The 18,629-nt window shown below is 60.4% G+C and carries 13 protein-coding genes and 3 tRNA genes; 9 read left to right on the top strand and 7 right to left on the bottom strand.

All coding sequences use genetic code 11. The features are described from left to right. Positions 1–292 precede the first annotated feature (292 nt). Both OU26_RS05040 and OU26_RS05045 read right to left on the bottom strand, forming a co-directional pair. Entirely contained in the window at positions 293–1,888 is a 1,596-nt protein-coding gene (locus OU26_RS05040; RefSeq protein WP_193345895.1) for a sodium/proline symporter, read from the bottom strand. Positions 1,889–1,956: 68 nt separating this feature from the next. Beyond that, positions 1,957–3,855, bottom strand: coding sequence for a threonine/serine exporter family protein (locus tag OU26_RS05045; protein ID WP_026646667.1), 1,899 nt, complete (start codon positions 3,853–3,855; stop codon positions 1,957–1,959). A 201-nt stretch (positions 3,856–4,056) separates the two neighbouring features. Between OU26_RS05045 and OU26_RS05050 the strand changes: the two genes are divergently transcribed. Next, positions 4,057–6,813 carry a phosphoenolpyruvate carboxylase gene (locus tag OU26_RS05050; protein WP_026646666.1) on the top strand — a complete coding sequence of 919 codons (2,757 nt, stop codon included), beginning with the start codon at positions 4,057–4,059 and terminating at the stop codon, positions 6,811–6,813. A gap of 108 nt (positions 6,814–6,921) precedes the next feature. On the opposite strand, the gene OU26_RS10475 is transcribed toward OU26_RS05050, so the two are convergent. Together OU26_RS10475 and OU26_RS10480 are read right to left on the bottom strand one after the other, a co-directional pair. Then, a complete protein-coding gene (locus OU26_RS10475; RefSeq protein ID WP_237743836.1) occupies positions 6,922–7,749 on the bottom strand; it encodes a DUF4143 domain-containing protein in 828 nt (275 codons plus the stop codon). 112 nt (positions 7,750–7,861) lie between these two features. Continuing rightward, positions 7,862–8,290 carry an AAA family ATPase gene (locus OU26_RS10480; protein ID WP_241435489.1) on the bottom strand — a complete coding sequence of 143 codons (429 nt, stop codon included), beginning with the start codon at positions 8,288–8,290 and terminating at the stop codon, positions 7,862–7,864. 508 nt (positions 8,291–8,798) lie between these two features. Here OU26_RS10480 and OU26_RS05060 point away from each other — a divergent pair. From OU26_RS05060 to OU26_RS05075, 4 genes are all read left to right on the top strand, one after another. Further along, positions 8,799–9,614 carry a hypothetical protein gene (locus tag OU26_RS05060; RefSeq protein WP_152571326.1) on the top strand — a complete coding sequence of 272 codons (816 nt, stop codon included), beginning with the start codon at positions 8,799–8,801 and terminating at the stop codon, positions 9,612–9,614. A 111-nt stretch (positions 9,615–9,725) separates the two neighbouring features. Then, positions 9,726–10,427: a carbonic anhydrase gene (locus tag OU26_RS05065; protein ID WP_033498930.1), complete on the top strand. Its 702-nt coding sequence runs from the start codon at positions 9,726–9,728 to the stop codon at positions 10,425–10,427. Positions 10,428–10,529: 102 nt separating this feature from the next. After that, on the top strand, positions 10,530–13,094 hold the full coding sequence (locus OU26_RS05070; RefSeq protein ID WP_081815639.1) for an FHA domain-containing protein: 2,565 nt from the start codon (positions 10,530–10,532) through the stop codon (positions 13,092–13,094). Between the two features lie 80 nt (positions 13,095–13,174). After that, positions 13,175–14,539, top strand: coding sequence for a hemolysin family protein (locus OU26_RS05075; RefSeq protein WP_033498931.1), 1,365 nt, complete (start codon positions 13,175–13,177; stop codon positions 14,537–14,539). Here OU26_RS05075 and OU26_RS05080 read toward each other — a convergent pair. Next, on the bottom strand, positions 14,517–15,176 hold the full coding sequence (locus OU26_RS05080; protein ID WP_026646663.1) for a YgjP family zinc-dependent metalloprotease: 660 nt from the start codon (positions 15,174–15,176) through the stop codon (positions 14,517–14,519). The genes OU26_RS05075 and OU26_RS05080 overlap by 23 nt on opposite strands. 221 nt (positions 15,177–15,397) lie before the next feature. Here OU26_RS05080 and OU26_RS05085 point away from each other — a divergent pair. The 3 genes from OU26_RS05085 (at position 15,398) to OU26_RS05095 (ending at position 15,660) form a co-directional block, all read left to right on the top strand. Then, positions 15,398–15,471: transfer RNA gene (locus OU26_RS05085), tRNA-Ile, on the top strand. A 42-nt stretch (positions 15,472–15,513) separates the two neighbouring features. After that, positions 15,514–15,586, top strand: a tRNA-Ala gene (locus OU26_RS05090). 1 nt (position 15,587) lies between these two features. Further along, positions 15,588–15,660: transfer RNA gene (locus OU26_RS05095), tRNA-Ala, on the top strand. Between the two features lie 147 nt (positions 15,661–15,807). On the opposite strand, the gene OU26_RS05100 is transcribed toward OU26_RS05095, so the two are convergent. Beyond that, positions 15,808–16,254: an MscL family protein gene (locus tag OU26_RS05100; RefSeq protein WP_026646662.1), complete on the bottom strand. Its 447-nt coding sequence runs from the start codon at positions 16,252–16,254 to the stop codon at positions 15,808–15,810. A 204-nt stretch (positions 16,255–16,458) separates the two neighbouring features. Between OU26_RS05100 and gdhA the strand changes: the two genes are divergently transcribed. Further along, positions 16,459–17,805 carry an NADP-specific glutamate dehydrogenase gene (gdhA, locus tag OU26_RS05105; protein ID WP_026646661.1) on the top strand — a complete coding sequence of 449 codons (1,347 nt, stop codon included), beginning with the start codon at positions 16,459–16,461 and terminating at the stop codon, positions 17,803–17,805. A gap of 209 nt (positions 17,806–18,014) precedes the next feature. Here the strand turns inward: gdhA and OU26_RS05110 are convergent, their stop codons facing one another. Continuing rightward, positions 18,015–18,557 carry a DUF3566 domain-containing protein gene (locus OU26_RS05110; protein ID WP_026646660.1) on the bottom strand — a complete coding sequence of 181 codons (543 nt, stop codon included), beginning with the start codon at positions 18,555–18,557 and terminating at the stop codon, positions 18,015–18,017. Between the last annotated feature and the right edge of the window lie 72 nt (positions 18,558–18,629).

An 18,629-nucleotide genomic window follows, 5' to 3' on the forward strand; every position in this document is an offset into this window, starting at 1 on the left:
CTGACGCGTTAGCGGATTGGCCGTGTTCCTCCGGGAGCACGGCCAATCCGCTTATTTATGGCAGGTTCGGAGGATGCCGTTCCGCTAAGTGGCTTGTTTGTGGCATGGAAAACGGGAAACCCCGTGTATGTCCGTCGGAATTCCAATGGACATACACGGGGTTTCCTGAATCAGGTGCCACAAACAAGCCACTTGACATTTCCCTGTTGTCGGAATCTGCCATAAACAAGCGACATGGCACCAAAGGCCGACCTTCGGCGTTGCAGGAGGTGCAACACCCACCGCGGGCGATTCAGATCTGCGCGCGCTTCTCCCCTGCCGCGATTTCGGCGGCGACCAGATCATCGTCGACGTGACGGTCGTCCGGGTCGTCGAGGTAATGGTCGAACTCGTGCAGCACCTCGGCGCTCGGCGCCGGCGTGAGCAGCGAAACCACCACAATGAACAACAGCGAGACAATGAACGCCGGCAGCAGCTCATAGATGGCGAACACACCGCCCAACGGCTTGATGAGGTTGTGCCAGATCAGCACGGTGGCGGTGCCGGAAAGCATACCCGCGATGGCACCGTACTTGTTGGTGCGCCTCCAGTACAACGAGGTGAGCATCAGCGGGCCGAACGATGCGCCAAGGCCCGCCCACGCATACGACACCACCTGGAAAATCGAGGAATTCTGGTCGAAGGCGACCACGATGCCGAAGATGAACATGACCAGCAGCGTGATGCGCGCCACTATCATGACCTGCCGATCCGTGGCCTTGCGGTGCAGCAGCCCGTGGAAGATGTTCTCTGCCACCGCCGAAGCGCCGATGATCATGTATGAGGACGAGGAGCTCATGGATGCGGCGAAGATACCGGACACCACGATGCCGCACATGAAGCTCGGCAGCAGCGCCTGCGCGACTACGATGAAGATGTTCTCGGCAGCCGCCTGGGTGGCGAACTGGGTGGGCATCATGGCTCGTCCGACCAGGCCGATGCACACGCCGCACGCCAGCGAGATCACGCACCAGGTGGTGGCGATGACGCGGGATTTCTTGATCTCCTCGGAGCTGCGGATGGACAGGAAGCGCACGAGCACCTGCGGCATGCCGAAGTAGCCCAAGCCCCACGCGAGCATGGAGATGATGGTGATGACGCCGTAATCGGTGGGCGCGCCGAACATGGCCTGCCCTGCTTTGATGATCTGCTCGCCGGCGTCGTTGAGCACCGGGGCGGCCACGTGGGTGCCGTCAAGGAAGCCGGGGATGCCCTTAAGGAACGCCACGGTGTTGTCGATGCCTCCGGCAGAGGTGACGGAGCCGACGAACACCACGGCGAGTGCGAAGAACATGAGCAGCCCCTGGATGAAGTCGGTCACGACCACCGACAGGTAGCCGCCGATGATGGTGTAGGCGAACACGATGGCGGCGCCGATCACCATGGTCAGGTGGTAGTCCCAGCCGAAGAGCGTGGAGAACAGCTTGCCCACCGTCACGAAGCAGCTGCCGACGTATACGCAGAAGAACACGAGGATGATGAGCGCGGCGATGGTGGAGACGATGTTCTTCTTGTCATGGAAGCGCTTGGAGAAGAAGTCGGGGATGGTGATGGCGTCGCCGGCGACCACGGAGTAGCGGCGCAGGCGGCGGGCAACGAGCTTCCAGTTGAGGTAGGTGCCGAGGGCCAGGCCGATGGCCGTCCACATCGGGTCGGCGGCACCGGTGAAGTAGGCCACGCCAGGCAGGCCCATGAGCAGCCAACCGCTCATGTCGGACGCTTCGGCGCTTAACGCCGTCAGCCATGGGCCGACGCCGCGTCCACCGGCGAAATACTGCCTGGTGGACGAATTCGAACGCTTGGAGTAGATGAATCCGATGGTCAGCATGGCCACGAAGTAGATGACCATGGCCAGTATCACCCAGAAGTCTTTGGAAACCACGTAATTCCTTTCTAATGTCGCGCCGTTCGCCGCAATCACACGTCGTAGCGCCAGGATTTGTCGGTGATCACGCGGGCCATCGCAAGCCCGATCGGCAGACAGATGATCACCATGAACGCGCGGAACGCCCAGTCCAGCGCGTTCAGGGTGTCGAACTGGCCGAGGTGGAACATGGCCTGATACATATACAGGCCGGGAACCATGATCACGATGGATGGCACGGTAAGGCAGATGCGGGGGTAGCCGAGGTGCGGGGCGAGCCAGCCTCGACGGACGGCGGAGCGCCAGGCGGAGGCGAGAAGACCGGCGAGCAGGGCGCCGATGAAGGCGCCGGCTTCGGCGGGAACGCCCGCATCGACGATTTCGAGGCGCAACGTGTCGGTGATCATGCCGATGGTTGCGGCGACGAGGCACATGCGTTGCGGCGAGTTGAACATGACGGAGAAGCCCCAGACTCCGATGAAGGCGAACAGCATACGCAGCAGGCAGTTCACGACGGGGTTCAGTCCGAGTGGCTCGAAGCCTTCCGGATTCAGGTGCACGATGGAGGCGACCATCCAGCCTGCGAGCGTGGCCATGAGGATAATGCACAGCACGTAGCAGACGCGCTGAATGCCTGAGGGGAAGTCGATTTTCGCCATGTCGAGCCCGCCGGTGATGAGGGGGAAGCCGGGGATGACGAAAAGCATGGCGCCGATGTAGGCGGTATCGTGCTGGAGGGCGACCGGATTGAACAGACCGATGAGTCGCAGGGTGCCGGTGCAGGCCAGTGCGGCCACGGCGACACATACGAAGGTGACGAAGAACTGGTTGAGATGATGCGCGAACAGTTTGCGGCGCAGCCAGTGGCCAAGGCCCGCGCCGACGAACGCGCCGATCATGTCGAAGGGGCCGCCGCCCAGCAGGAACACGAAGGACGCGCAGGCGCAGGCCGAGGCGAATCCGGCGAAGAGCGGAGAGTACAGCGGCTTGCGGCGTTCGATCATGTCGAGCCGCTCATGCGCCTGGCGCACGGTGATGCCGGGCTGGTCGCCACGGGTCTTGCCGATATGGTCGAAATGCTCGGCGTATTCCTTCGGCGGCTTGCCAGCATGCTCCCTGATGATTCTGCGCGCCTGCCCGCGGCGGCCGCGCGCGGCTCCGGACCCCGATTCAGCCTTGGAATCGTCAGCATCGCCTGCTTCGCCGGAAGCCGCGTAATCGGCGCGATACTGCGCTTCCTCGATATCACGCAAATGCAGCGGACGGGCGGTGGAATCGTCATCCTTGGCACGCTCCGTCACCATTTCCAACGCGTCGAGGACGGGGTCATCGGAACCTTCCTGGTTCTGTTCGGCCTTCTGCCGTTCACGCAGCTGCTTGGACAGATCGGCGGAGACCTGTGAGGCGTCCTTTTTGTCAAGATGCTGCATCAGCCCTTCGGAGACCTCGGACTGATGGTGGTACATCGAGCCCTTACCCAGGTTCACGTTGAACCAGTCCGCGAAATGTTCGAGCAGCCAGATGCGTTCGGTGTTGACGCCGGTGGTCGGCAGGTCGACGACTTCGGTGATGCGGTCCTTGCCGTCCGTGCAGGAGGCCTCGATGTCAGTGAGGTTCACGTCGGCGCGCACGTGCACGCCCAATGGATAGGCGATGCGATGCATCATTTCACGGACGCGGAAGCTGCCTGTTCCGGCGCCGAGGTCAAGCATGCCGACGCGGACGATCACGCTGGCTTTCGCCGCGATGCCGGCTTCGGTTACCGGCTTGTCCCAATCGCGCTCGATGTCTTCCATATCAAGCGGAATGGAGTGGGTGTGGAATTTGCTGACCGCCTTCGCGCTGCTGTCAACGCGTTCGGCGTTCTCATCATGTTCATGTAGTGCGCTCACACTATTCAGGTCTAACGTGTGGGCTGGTCGGATATTTTCCGAACATTCCCACATGCCCATTTTCCGGACATTCAATGTCCACGATGCGAACCATTCCGGCGTTTCCGTAACCAAACTGTCGATTTGCCGCGCCTACAATGGTCGAGCATTTACCCACCAAGCTTAGGGCTGTGGGCTCGCAACAGACGGCCAAAACAATCGCGGAGGTGCCGCGAAGGACCGACAGACCGAGCAACCCGATGGTTTGGAGAAGGAGGTCTGATGACAACTGAAAACGAACAGATCACGCCTGCGGACGCGGCTATCGTCTCGTCCGGCACCGGCACCAAGGGCCCTGAGGAGCGTGATCTTCCCGTATCCCTCAAAGAGGAAATGGATCTGTGTCTGCAGATTCTTCGCGAGGTGCTCGGTGAGTTCGATGAAAACCTGCTGGCCAAGTTCGATGAAGTGCGCGAACACGCGCTGAAGGCCAGTGACGAACGTTTCTCCGGCATTCTTTCGGATACGAATCCCGACCAGGACGACCTGCAGAAGGTGGTCGACATCGTCGACAAGATGGATGTCCACGACGCCCAACTGCTGGCTCGCGCCTTCACCACCTACTTCCATCTGGCCAACCTGTGCGAGGAGAACTACCGCGTCTCCGTGCTGCACCAGCGCGAGGCCGCCGTGGATGAGGATCAGGCCGTCGATCCGGTGAACGAAATGACCTGCGCCTACCACCAGCTCATCAACGAGATGGGTCCGGCCAGGGCCAAGGAGCTGCTCGACCAGCTCGAGTTCCATCCGGTGTTCACCGCGCATCCGACCGAAGCCCGCCGTAAGGCCGTGGAAGGCAAGATTCGCCGTATCTCCCAGCTGCTCGAAGCGCATAAGCTGCTCGGTGGCTCGGACAAGAAGGAAAACTCCCGTCGTCTCTTCAACGAGATCGACGCCCTGTTCCGCACCTCTCCGATCGCGCTGAAGAAGCCGACTCCTGTCGAGGAAGCCGACACCATTCTTGACATTTTCGACAACACGCTGTTCTACACCATTCCGCAGGTCTACCGTCGTTTCGACGACTGGGTCCTCGGAGACAAGGCCGGCCTCGTGCCGCCGGTGTGCCCGGCGTTCTTCCATCCGGGAAGCTGGATTGGTTCCGACCGTGACGGCAACCCGAACGTCACCGCCAAGGTGAGCCGCCAGGTGGCCCGCAAGTTCAGCGACCATGTGCTGGGCGCGCTGGAGATCGAAACCCGCCGCGTCGGCAAGAACCTGACGATGGAGGCCGAGACCACCCCGCCGAGCGCCGAGCTCAAGTCCCTGTGGAACCACCAGAAGGAAATGAGCGAGCGTCTGACCGACAAGGCCGCGCTGATCTCCACCAAGGAGCTGCACCGCGCCGTCATGCTGGTCATGGCCGATCGTCTGAAGGCCACCATCGAACGCGACGCCGATCTGATGTACCATTCCTGCGACGATTTCATCGCCGATCTGAAGGTGGTGCAGCGTTCCCTCGCCGAGGCCAACGCCAAGCGTTCAGCCTACGGCCCGCTGCAGGACCTCATCTGGCAGGCTGAGACCTTCGGCTTCCACATGGTCGAGATGGAGTTCCGTCAGCACTCCGTCGTGCATTCCCGCGCTCTGGAGGACATCCGCGAGCATGGTCTGCACGGTGAGCGCGGCGAACTGCAGCCGATGACCCACGAGGTGCTCGACACCTTCCGTGCGCTCGGCGCCATCCAAAAGCGCAACGGCATCAAGGCCGCACGCCGCTACATCATCTCCTTCACCAAGAGCGCCCAGAACATCAAGGATGTGTACGAGCTGAACCGTCTGGCGTTCGCCCATCCGGAGGATGTGCCGACCATCGACGTGATCCCGCTGTTCGAACAGCTCGAGGATCTGCAGAACTCGGTGGACGTGCTCGAAGACATGATCAAGATTCCGGAAGTGCAGGCTCGTCTGAAGGCCACCGGCGGCAAGCTCGAGGTCATGCTCGGCTACTCCGATTCCTCGAAGGACGCCGGCCCGACCTCCGCCACCCTGGCTCTGCATTCCGCTCAGGAGCGCATCGCCAAGTGGGCCGAATCGCACAACATCGACCTGACCCTGTTCCATGGCCGCGGCGGCGCCGTCGGTCGCGGCGGCGGCCCGGCCAACCGTGCGGTGCTCGCGCAGCCGGTCGGTTCCGTCAAGTGCCGCTTCAAGCTCACGGAGCAGGGCGAGGTCATCTTCGCCCGCTATGGCAACCCGGCGCTGGCCATCCGCCACGTGGAGTCCGTCGCGGCCGCCACGCTGCTGCAGTCCGCGCCGAGCGTTGAGAAGCGCAACACGGACATGACCAAGAAGTACGCCGACATGGCCAGCAAGCTCGACGAAGCCGCCCACGAGCGCTTCCTCGACCTGCTGAACACCGACGGCTTCGCACCGTGGTTCTCCACCGTCACGCCGCTGACCGAAATCGGTCTGCTGCCGATCGGCTCCCGCCCGGCGAAGCGCGGCCTCGGCGCCAAGTCGCTCGACGATCTGCGCACGATTCCGTGGATCTTCTCCTGGGCACAGGCCCGCATCAACCTGGCCGCATGGTATGGTCTCGGCACCGCATGCGAGAAGTTCGGCGACCTCGCCACCCTGCGTCAGGCATATGAGGAATGGCCGCTGTTCTCCACGTTCATCGACAATATCGAGATGTCGCTGGCCAAGACCGACGAGCGCATCGCCAAGATGTACCTCGCCCTCGGCGACCGTGAGGATCTCAACAAGAAGGTTCTCGACGAGATGGAGCTCACCCGCAAGTGGGTGCTCAAGATCGTCGGCGACGAATGGCCGCTGCAGCACCGCCACGTGCTCGGACAGGCCATCCGCATCCGCTCGCCGTATGTGGACGCACTGTCCGTCACCCAGGTGCTCGCCCTTGGCTCGCTACGCAAGCGCGTGGACAAGGAAGAGCTCACCCACGGTCAGAAGGAGAATTACACCTATCTGATCCTGTGCACCGTTTCGGGTGTTGCTGCAGGTCTGCAGAACACGGGCTGATTTTCAGCTGATTAACGATAACGCGAACGGGGAGGTCCGTGCCGGCGAACGGCGCGGCCTCCCCGTTCGCGTTATGCTTCAAAATCGCAGAATGCTTTACGGGAGATTTCAGACACAGGCAGTTCCGAAAAGGTCAATTCCATCCTCATCGAACGTCTTGAGCAGACGACGCAGCAGGAAAGTAGTGAAATACGGGGCTGTGAAGATGCCATTACTGCTGCCGATGTTGCCCGCTGTCAGTTTGATGCCGAACCGGATGTCCGGATATGAATCCGATGCAATCAGCGTACGCAACGATTTTGCGGTACCGTTCTTCGGTTTTACTTCAACAGGAATGAGTGCGTCACGTGACCTTACGAAGAAATCCTCCTCCAAGGTGGAGTTTTCCCTCTTGTAGTAATAGAGATCGTAACCGGCCTTGCGCAAAGCCTCTCCGACCACGCTCTCGTACAAGGCACCCTTGTATACGCCAAGGTTCCGGTTAGCGCGAAAATCGTCGCTGGCCTCGTCGTCCAGCATGGAGACGAACAGTCCCGTGTCGGCGAAGTACATCTTGAACTTGTTCTCGTCGTAGTTGCCGCGCAAAGGCAATTCGGGGAACGACAGGCAATGACACACGTTTACAATTCCGGCTGTTTCCAGCCATTCCACGCATCCGCGGTAGTCCTTAAAGCGCGCTCCTTTGGCAACTTTGCTGATCTGGAACTTCTTGTTCTCCTTTGCCAACTGAACCGGAATATGCCTGAACACATTGAGTATCCGCGCCCGATCCATGCCATCCGCGTATTTCTGGATGTCCTCCTCGTAGTCCAGAACCAGCTGACGCTGCATGTTCAAGGTGCCTTCGAAGGTACCGCGTTCAATGTAGGAAGAAACAACCTCAGGCATGCCGCCGATGGTGCAGTAGTCAAGGAACAACGAGGTGAATGCGCCCATCTCGATCTGAGAAAAAGGCCTCAACGAGGCCAAATGACCGAACATGGATTCGACGGTATCGCTGTCATATCCCTTGGCCCACAGGAACTCCTCGAAGTCAAGCGAATGCATCTTAGTCGGTCTTGTACCCGACGCTATTGCTTTCAATAGTCCTATAGCTGATTCCTAGCATGGATCCACTGCAGATGACATCAAACCGTCCATCCTGCCTGAAGAACTTCAACGTCGTGGCGATGTCCGGATGATCCTGGATCTCATCGAAGAAAATAAGCGTCTCATGGGGAATGAAGCACAGTGTCGGATCAAGCAGCGACATGCTCTTCACCACTTCGTCGACGGAATATCCATTCTGCGTAATCGCACGGTATTTAGGATTCTCCACAAAATTGATCTCGACGACACTGCGGTAATTGGCGGATGCGAAATGCCTGATGGCGGCTGTTTTACCGACCTGCCTCGATCCCTTGACGATGAGTGGCTTGCGATTGCTGTCGGCTTTCCAATCCAAGAGAAACCGGTCGATCTTCCTGCGCAGGTACACTGTTCCCTTAGCTCCTTCCAAAACATTCAACGCTCTCATTCCACATTTTCATGAGTGAGTTTTATTGTTACTACAACATTTTATGAGGGAGATTTTGACTTATATTCACATTTTATGAGGGAGATTCTCTAATCCATTATCATATGCGCAAGCGCGTGGACAAGGAAGAGCTCACCCACGGTCAGAAGGAGAATTACACCTATCCGATCCTATGCTTCTTTCTTTCGACCTATGTTCGAGCATCGTAGGCGCCTGGCACGGGGTTGCCACAGGCTACATTGGAAAGCAACGCAAGACCAATAGAAAGGGGTTCACGACGATGAAATGCGCGTTCTGCCATACCGAAAACGCCGATGGGACGCGTTTCTGCTTCTCATGCGGAAAACCGATGGTGCCATTACCTTCCGGCGCTTCCCCCGCATCGTCTGCGAATCAACCTTCTATCCAGCCTGTCAGCCAGCCTTCCAACCCATCCACGCCCAATCCCGCGTCCCCTGACGTTCCGCCCATGCCAAACGCCCAGCCGCCGATGCCGACCACGCCTCCCCCGCTGCCCGCGTCGGCAACAGGAAAGGCGGCTGGCGCAGCAATGTCGAAGAAGGCGATAGCGGCCATCGTGGCGGCCGTGCTGGTCGGCGCCACCGGAGCAGGAGTGGTCATCAGCTTCGCAGCAGGCGCATGGGGGCGCAATGACAAGCCAGCGGCGGCACAAACGGCCGATGACAAGGCATCGAAGAAAACGGCGAAAACGGATGCCGACAAATCGGACGCGTCCAAGAAAAAGCAGAACGACGAATCCACGGAAAAGCAGAATACCGAATCGAAGAAAAACGAGCGTCCGACGTTGAGGGACACCGCGAAATACCACGTGAGCGCGCAATCGTATGAATTCGACCTGCCTGCATACTGGCGGGACCGCGTCACCGTGCAGGTGGATGGCGACGATGTGACCATCCTGTCGAAATCCTATCCGGATACCGACAATCCGGTGTGCTCCATCAGAGTAGAGGAAGGATCCCAGCCGCGGGACGTCGGAGACGTTTCTTTTTCCGTCGTGGGATATGTGACGCTGGGCGACAGCCATGCGGAGGTGTGGGCCCATCGTTATCCGGTTATTTCCGCCATGGGCAGAGCCTCTGGAGAATCGGACCTGAAATCCGACGCGGAATGCACGGAGCTGACCGACCTGCAGTCCGGAGGCACGCTGGATTTCGCCACATCCCGCAGCACCATCAACGACGACGGTTCCAGCTCGGACAACTCCGCATTTACCATCGACAACTGGCTGAAAGACAATCTCGTGTCGGCCATCCGTGCGAAATGATGGGTGGAATGGCGACTGAAATAACAACCGGTACGATCCGCGAATGACTCTGCAGGCGAAATCGTAGGCAGCCCCATCCATATGATGTGAATAGCCGAACAAGGGAGCGACATGACAGACGATGACGAACTGTTTGTGAACCAGGACGAGGTCGAGGGCACCGCAAGCGGCGTATGGAGCCGTATGCTGGCCGGCAATCGCAGATTCGCGGAAGGCAAGCCGGAACATCCGAACCGTGGCGTGGAAGCCCGGGAAGCGGCCATCGACATGCACGATCCGGATGCGGCCGTGCTGAGCTGCTCCGACGCGCGCGTCAGCCCCGACATCATCTTCGATTCGGGCATCGGCGACCTGTTCACCGTGCGCACGGCCGGACAGGTCATCGACGACGCCGTGATCGCCAGTTTGGAATACGCGGTGGATGTGCTTGGCGTGCGACTTCTGGTGGTGCTTGGGCACCAGAATTGCGGTGCGATCAAGCAGGCGAGCAAGGAATACGAGGCGCTGCTTCACGAGCTGACGGCCGACGCGGAGGATTCACTGATGGCGGCCGACAGCATCGCCGATCTCGACGAGCGCATTCTCAACGCGGAATCATTGATGCTGCGCACCGTCGGCTTGTCGATTTGGCAGGCGCATGAATCGGAGCTCGAATCGGCGGAGGATTTCGAACGCGTGCATATCGCGCGCACCATCGAAGAGCTGGTGGATCGTTCCGACGTGATCCGCAAGGCGTTGGCCGAAGACCGGCTGATGATCACCGGCGCGCGTTACCAGCTTGATTCCGGCAAGGTCGAGGTTCTGAGCTTCTGACGGTCGGCAGGCTGCGACGAACGACAGATCCGCACGTCACCCGCCGACAATAGACTAGGGTGCATTCAGAGAAGAAGAAGCCACTCTAGAAGGGGTTCTCATATGACCGCCCGACTTATCGTCACAGCGGAAGGCCGTAACTACCAGATAGATCCCAACCGCATCACCTCGATCGGACGCAGCGTCGACTGCGATGTGGTGCTGCGGGATCCGAAGGTCTCCCACCACCACGCACGGCTCAGCTACTCCCATCAGGGATGGATGCTGGAGGATCTGAACAGCACCAACGGACTGATCAGCCAGGGCATACGCGTGACGACGCTGAACATTACATCCTCCGTGGATGTGACCCTCAGCAGCAGCACCACGCTTCATTTCGAGCTGCAGCCGGAGCAGAACCGGGGAATCCTTCCCCCTACGCCTCCCACGCCACCGGCATCGCACACATCGGCGCCCCACACATCGGAGACGATGAAAGCCACGCCCGCGCCGGTATCATTGCCACCGCGCCCGGCACCGACGCCAACAGTCACGCCCTCACCTTCGCCGGCCCCATCGCCCACGCCGGCCCCATCGCCCGCACCCACACAACCCCCAGCACCGGCGCCAACCATCAATCGCACGCCGACGCCAGACAGCACGACGCTCGCCGCACGGAACAACGAACAGACCATGCTGGCCGGCAAAATCCCGGACGGCAAGCGCCGAGCATCCGCCCCGCCCAAAGGCAAAGTCAAAGGATTCTTCGACCCCTCAGCCACGCAGTCGGGCATCATCGGCCGCTCGCCGAACTGCGTAATCACCATCAACGACGTCCTCGCATCCCGACGCCACTGCCAGGTGGAGGCCACGCCGAACGGCATCCTGCTCACCGATCTCGGATCCGTCAACGGAACCTACGTCAACGGCCGCCGCGTGGCGAAGGTCTGGCTTGTGGAAGACGACGTGGTCTCCATCGGAAACACCGATCTCATCGTGCACGACGGCATTCTGCAGGACCGCTCCCCCTACGCTCTGGAACAGGCCGTCATCGCGGAAGACATCGGACTGACCGTCAAAGGCGGAGCCAAACTGCTGCACGGCATCGACGCAGTATTCGCCAAAGGCACCCTGACCGCGGTCATCGGTCCTTCCGGCGCAGGCAAATCGACCTTCACCTCCATTGTGGCAGGCCTCAACGAGCCGACCGAAGGTCACGTGTTCTTCGATGGCTACGACGTGCACGACAATATCGAATTGCTGCGATCCCGCATCGGCTTCGTGCCGCAGGACGACGTCGTGCATCGCAAGCTCACCGTCGACGCGGCGCTCGAATACGCGGCACGGCTGCGTCTGCCGAATTCCTCGAAAGCGGAACGCCGCGAAATCATCGACAACGTGCTGGAGGAACTGGAGCTGACGGAACGTCGCAAGAATCGCATCGACCACTTGTCGGGCGGCCAGCGCAAACGCGTCTCCACCGCCATCGAACTGCTGACAGGCCCGGAGTTGCTCATCCTCGACGAGCCCACGTCCGGCCTCGACCCGGCCCTCGACCTGACCGTGATGAACATGCTGCGCAAGCTCGCCGACGCGGGCCGAATCGTTCTCGTCGTCACCCATTCGCTCTCATACGTCAACGACCTGTGCGACAACGTGCTCATGCTCGCCCCCGGCGGATACCCGTCGTTCTTCGGCACCACCAGCGAGCTTGAGCAGGCATTCCCCGGCAAACGCTGGGCGAACATCTTCACCGAGGTGACGGAGAATCCGCGCGAATCCCATTCCATCACCAAGCCGAAGGAGCTCACCGAACACGCCAAAAGCGTGGGCGCGCACCACACCGGACATGAGAAGCCTGCGAAGACCTTCCGCATACGGCAGACGCTGACGTTGATGACGCGTCAGCTTCATCTGGTGATCGCCGACCCGGGATTATTGGTTTTCCTGATTCTGCTGCCGATTCTGCTCGGTCTACTTTCGATGGTCGTACCTGGTTCGAAGGGCTTCGGAAAGCCCGGCACCGATGCGATGACCGAGCCAAGCCAGCTGCTGGTGCTGGTGATCCTCGGCGTCTGCTTCATGGGTTCGGCGCTATCCGTGCGCGATATCGTCGCGGAACGGCCGATTTACAATCGCGAGCGCGCCGTCGGTCTGTCGCCGACGTCGTACACCTTGTCGAAATTGCTGGTACTCGGACTGGAGACCCTGTTGCAGTCCTGCATCCTCGTCACCGCCGTGATCATCGGCAAACCGAAACCGGACGAGGGCGTGCTCACCGACAACGGCATACTAGAGTTGATCGTCATCGTGTGGCTTACTGCATGGGCTTCCGGCATGCTGGGCGCGGTCGGTTCCGCCTTGGTACGTTCCAGCGAGCAGACCATGCCGCTTTTGGTGGTGTTGGTCATGGCGCAGCTGGTGTTCAGCGGTGGCATGATTCCGGTCACGGGCCGTGATGGCCTGGATGAGGTCAGCCGTGTGTTTCCGGGACGTTGGGGCTTCGCCGCGGCGGCTTCGGACATCGACCTCAACAAGCTGGTTCCCACTTTGAAGAAGGATGATTTGTGGGCGCACACCACGGATCAGTGGTGGACCGACATTGCGGTGATGGCCGGCATGGTCGTCTTTCTTGCGATTGTGCTGCGCGTCTGCGTCAGCAATGCCGTCGCCAAGCATATGAAGTAGTTCCGCGAAAGCAGCTCCGCGTCGGTCTTCCCCCGCAGCCGCTCCCCCGCTTTGACATGCCGTTGCTTTAGATTGGAACCATGTCACTTGGTTTGAACATCCTCCTGATTTTCGTATTCCTGCTGCTCGGCTCCGTGTTCGCCGGAACCGAGCTGGCGCTGGTCAGCCTGCGCGGATCGCAGATCGACCAGATGGAGCAGGAGGATGCCCGCGGCAAACGCGTGGCGCAGATCGCCCGCGACCCGAACACCTTCCTGTCCACCGTGCAAATCGGAGTGACGCTGTCCGGCTTCCTGTCTGCATCATTCGGCGAATCGTCGATCGCACCGTACGTCGTGCCGGTCGTCGAAAGTTGGGGGGTACCGCGTTCCGTGGCCGCCCCGCTGACCACCATCGCGCTGACACTGATCATCTCGTATTGCTCGATCGTCATTTCCGAACTTGTGCCGAAGCGCATCGCCATGCAGCGCAATGAGCAGATTGCGCGCGCCGTGGTGCCGGCCATCCACGTGTTCGCCAAGGTCTGCAAGCCGATCATCTGGCTGATTGGCAAGAACACCAACGGCATCGTGCGTCTGCTCGGCTTCGATCCGAACGAGACCGACAGCGAGGTGTCCGACGATGAGCTGCGCGTGTTGGTCAGCACCAACACCAACCTGAGCAAGGACGAACGCACCATCCTCGACGATGTGTTCGACGCGTCCGAGACCATCGTGGCGGAGGTCATGCGTCCGCGTGCCGACGTCGCGTTCCTGGACGGCTCCATGCCGCTCGCGGAGGCCGCCGAGTACGTACGCGAAATGCCGTATTCCCGCTACCCCGTCACCGGCAAGGATTTCGATGACGTGCTTGGTTTCGTGCATGTGCGCGACCTGCTCGACATCCGCGATCCGAAGGCGAAAACCGTCGCCGACGTGACACGTGAGGGCATCTCCCTGCCGGGCACGTCCAAGCTGCTGCCGAGCCTCGAACTGCTGCGCAAGCGCGGCATCCATCTGGCTGTGGTCATCGACGAATACGGCGGCACTGACGGTATCGTCACATTGGAGGATATGACCGAGGAATTGGTCGGCGATATCCGCGACGAATACGACCTGCCGGAGGAGAAGGGCGGCGAACGCACCGAACGCACCGCTTTCGTGAACGGTGTGGCCACCATCGAAGGCGGCATGACGATTGAGGATTTCGCGGATTTGACGGGCATCGAATTGGAGGACGGCCCGTATGAGACCGTCGCCGGCTATTTTTTGGCGCACACCGGCAAGATGGGCGAGGTCGGCGACGTGCTGCCGTCCGATGACGGCTACGACATGATTGTCACCAAAGTGGATGGCCGCCGCATCGAGACGGTGGAGGTGCGTAGGCACCAGTCCGGCGATGCCGGCCAATCCGATGAGGCCAACGAGTCCGGAGAAACCTCCCCTACAGCACCACGTGCCGATTGATCTCCCGACGCAACTGCCTCCATTGCGGCAGATAGGCGCTCATACGCCTCTGGAAGCCCTCTCCGTGCCCGTTCTCCCACAGGTGGGTCATCTCATGCACGAGCACGTATTCAAGGAATCTGGGGGCCATTAAACCAAGCTGCAGGTTGAGTCTGATCCGTCCGGTCCGCGGCGTGCACGATCCCCAGCGCGACGTCATGACGCGCAGCGTGATATGCGTCGGACCGCGGCCAATGATCGGCTGCCATTTTTCAAGCAGGGCCGGCAATTGCGATTCGATGCTGCGTCTCGCCCGCGCCTTGTTCTCATCCGTCCAGACGAATGTATGCGAATACGCGTGCGGATCGTCGGACGGGCCGTGGGAGCCCGAATCGCCCGTTCCTGCCATTCCGGTGCCAATGGAATCGTTCATGCGCCGGAAGCCGCCTTCCGACGCGTTCTGCGCCGCGATCTGCGCATCCCTGGCCTGTAGCATGGTGCGTCTCGCCCGCTCGATCCACGGCTTGCGTTCCGCCACGAATCGCTCGACGGCGCCCGCCGCCATCCGCTGCGGCGCGGAAACGACGATATCCGCGTTCGGCGGCTTGATACGTAGATACATGTTTTTGATGGGCTTTCTTACGATGGTCACACGCATTCCGGCGATGTCCGTGGTCGTTGTAGAGATCACGCGATTGCGGCTGTTTCCGCGATAGCCAGCTCCCCTGCCGTTGCGTCCGCTCGTTATTCCGCCGCTGCCGCGTTGTCCGTTCGTCATGCCTCGCATTATGTCACGACACGCCGAAAAACGAGCGACATTTGACTTTCCATGTAATTCAAGTATTATTTCAATTCGTTGTGTTCAAGACGCAGCAAGTTGGGCCCGTAGCTCAGGTGGTTAGAGCGCATCCCTGATAAGGATGAGGTCGGAGGTTCAAGTCCTCCCGGGCCCACGTAGATGGTAAGGAAGCGGCGAAGCCGCTTTTTTCACCTATGGGGCTATAGCGCAGCTGGTAGCGCATCTGCTTTGCAAGCAGAGGGTCGCCGGTTCGAACCCGGCTAGCTCCACGGGGCTATGGCGCAGCTGGTAGCGCATCTCCATGGCATGGAGAGGGTCAGGGGTTCGAATCCCCTTAGCTCCACAGACAAAGGCTTCCGATGATTCGGAAGCCTTTTTTCATACCTGTCGGCAAGAGCCGGCGGAATCGGTGCAATCAGCGCAATCAGCCGAGCCGGCAGGGGAGAGGCGCCCGCTCAGTCGCGCGCGCCCGTTCGGACTTTCCGATTTTCTAGGCGTTCTGAGCGTTCTGCTTGGCAAGCTCGTCCCTGATCTGCTGCAGCAACAGAACGGTCTGTTCCTCGGCAGTGGGCTCCGCCGAAGCGGCCTCCTCATCGGCCTTCTTCTGCTCGGCAAGCTTGGTCTTGGCAAGCAGCGCCTCGGTCATGTCGCGGAATTTGTTGATCGGCACCAGAATGCAGAAATAGACGGCGACGGCGATGATGAGGAAATTCAGAATAGCGCCCAGCACTGCGCCGAACGAAACGGTCGCGCCGTTGAATGTGATCGCCAGCAGACCATCCATGTTCGGCTTGCCGAAGATCATGGCGATGAACGGATTGATGACGCTGTTGACGATCGCGTTGACCACGGTGGTGACGGCACCGCCCATGACGACACCGACGGCCATGTCGATCATATTGCCGCGTGCGATGAATTTCTTGAATCCTTCGAACATTTTTGCTCCTGTTCTGCATTCGCGATTCCGTGAATCGCGTCAATGGACAAATCTCTCTTTGGACGTGTCTCTCTTGCATGCCCGAATCCATTCTATATCCGCACGCTCCAGCCAAATCCTGAGCAATATCTTGTGTGTCCCTCTACCATGCACATAGAATGAAATCGCCGTATTGATAACCCAACTATCCCGAAGGGGAAAAATATGCTCACTGATGAGTACGTCAAGCGCGTGTATGCGCAGGTCGAAAAGCGCGATGGCGATCAGCCGGAATTCCTGCAGGCCGTTCGCGAGGTCTTCGAAAGCCTTCAGCCCGTAGTCGAGAAGCACCCGGAGTATGAGAAGGCGGGCGTGCTCGAGCGCCTCGTCGAGCCGGAGCGCGTGGTGAAGTTCCGTGTCGCTTGGACCGATGACGAGGGCAAGGTCCAGGTGAACCGCGGCTATCGCATCCAGTTCAACTCCGCGATCGGACCGTACAAGGGCGGCCTGCGCTTCCACCCGACCGTGAACGAGGGCGTCATCAAGTTCCTCGGTTTCGAGCAGATCCTCAAGAACTCCCTGACCACGCTGCCGATGGGCGGCGGCAAGGGCGGCTCCGACTTCGACCCGAAGGGCAAGTCCGACGCCGAGGTCATGCGCTTCTGCCAAGCCTTCATGACCGAGCTGTGCCGTCACATCGGACAGTTCACCGACGTTCCCGCAGGCGACATCAACGTCGGCGCCCGTGAGATCGGCTACCTGTTCGGTCAGTACAAGCGCATCCGCGACGAGTATTCCGGCGTGCTGACCGGCAAGGGTCTTGAATTCGGCGGCTCCCTGGCCCGCACCGAAGCTACCGGCTACGGCCTGTGCTACTACACCCAGGAGGCTCTGCGCGTCCTGAAGAACGATTCCTTCGAAGGCAAGACCGTGGTCATTTCCGGCTCCGGCAACGTGGCCATCTTCGCCACCGAGAAGGCCCAGGCCCTCGGCGCGAAGGTCGTCACCGCCTCCGATTCCAACGGTTACGTCTACGATCCGGACGGCATCAAGCTCGATATCGTCAAGGACATCAAGCTGGGCCACCGTGGCCGCATCAAGGAATACGCCGAGCGCGTTCCGGGTGCTGAGTATCACGAGGGCTGCAAGGGCGTGTGGACCGTGCCGTGCGACATCGCGCTGCCGTGCGCCACGCAGAACGAGATCGACGGCGAATCCGCCAAGGCCCTGGCCGCCAACGGCTGCAAGGTCGTATGCGAAGGCGCCAACATGCCGTCCACTCCGGAAGCCATCGCCGTGTATCAGGAGAACGGCCTGCTGTACGGCCCGGCGAAGGCCGCCAACGCAGGTGGCGTGGCCGTGTCCGGCCTGGAGATGAGCCAGAACAGCTACCGCCTGAGCTGGACCTTCGAAGAGGTGGACAACAAGCTCAAGTCCATCATGGAGACCATCGTCGCCAACTCCCTGGCAGCAGCCAAGGAATACGGCCACGAGGGCGATCTGATGCTCGGCGCCAACGCCGCCGGCTTCGTCAAGGTCGCCAACGCCATGGTCGCCCAGGGCGTGCTGTAATCGCAATGATCCGCTGAACGTCGTTTCGGCTTTCCAAGCCGGTTCGCATCGATTCGAGCATTTCGGAGTATTCCGATATTCGATTGATGCGGACCGGCTTTTTACTGCCCACATATCCGGCTTGCACATCTGCCCGCGCATACAAAAAACGGCCCGCACCATACCGGTACGGGCCGTTTACGTAGCAGATCTCAGTAGATCCGTCCGAATCAGTCGTCGCCGAGCGTCACATGCACGCCGCCGACCAACGTGCTCACCACGTTGTACAGCAACGTCACGATGACCACCAGCAGGGTGATCAGCACCACTTCGACGATCGAGAAGATGGTGACCGCGCTCAGCACGGTGCTCAGCGAAAGCACGTTGGCGAGATCGAATCCGCCCGCGTCAAGGCCGGTGGAGGAGACGATCTGCGCCACCTGATCGAACACGCCGGCCACGTCCAGAACCGTCCACAGCAAAGCCGCCGCGACGACTTGGATGATGCCGACCGCGATGGAAAGCATGAACGCCACCTTGGCCGCGGACCAGGCGTCGATACGGGTCAGGGACAGGCTCATGCGACGGGCACGCGGCGCGCTGCGACGAGCCACCTTGTCACGGACCTTCACACCGCTGGTCGAAGCCGCGGAAACGCCCTCATGCGCCTTGATCTGCTCTTTGCCGATCAATGGCTGGCTGGAAGCGGAACGAGCCACTCGCGGGGCGCTCTGGCCTCCATGCGACTGCTCTCTGTTGTTGTTCTCGCTCATCGTTGCTCCTTGCAAAATCTTGCCTGTTTCTAGCTGAGGCTATCAGTTTTCACAGACGATTGGCCACGCGGC

The organism is Bifidobacterium ruminantium DSM 6489, from assembly GCF_000770925.1.
Taxonomy (GTDB): domain Bacteria; phylum Actinomycetota; class Actinomycetes; order Actinomycetales; family Bifidobacteriaceae; genus Bifidobacterium; species Bifidobacterium ruminantium.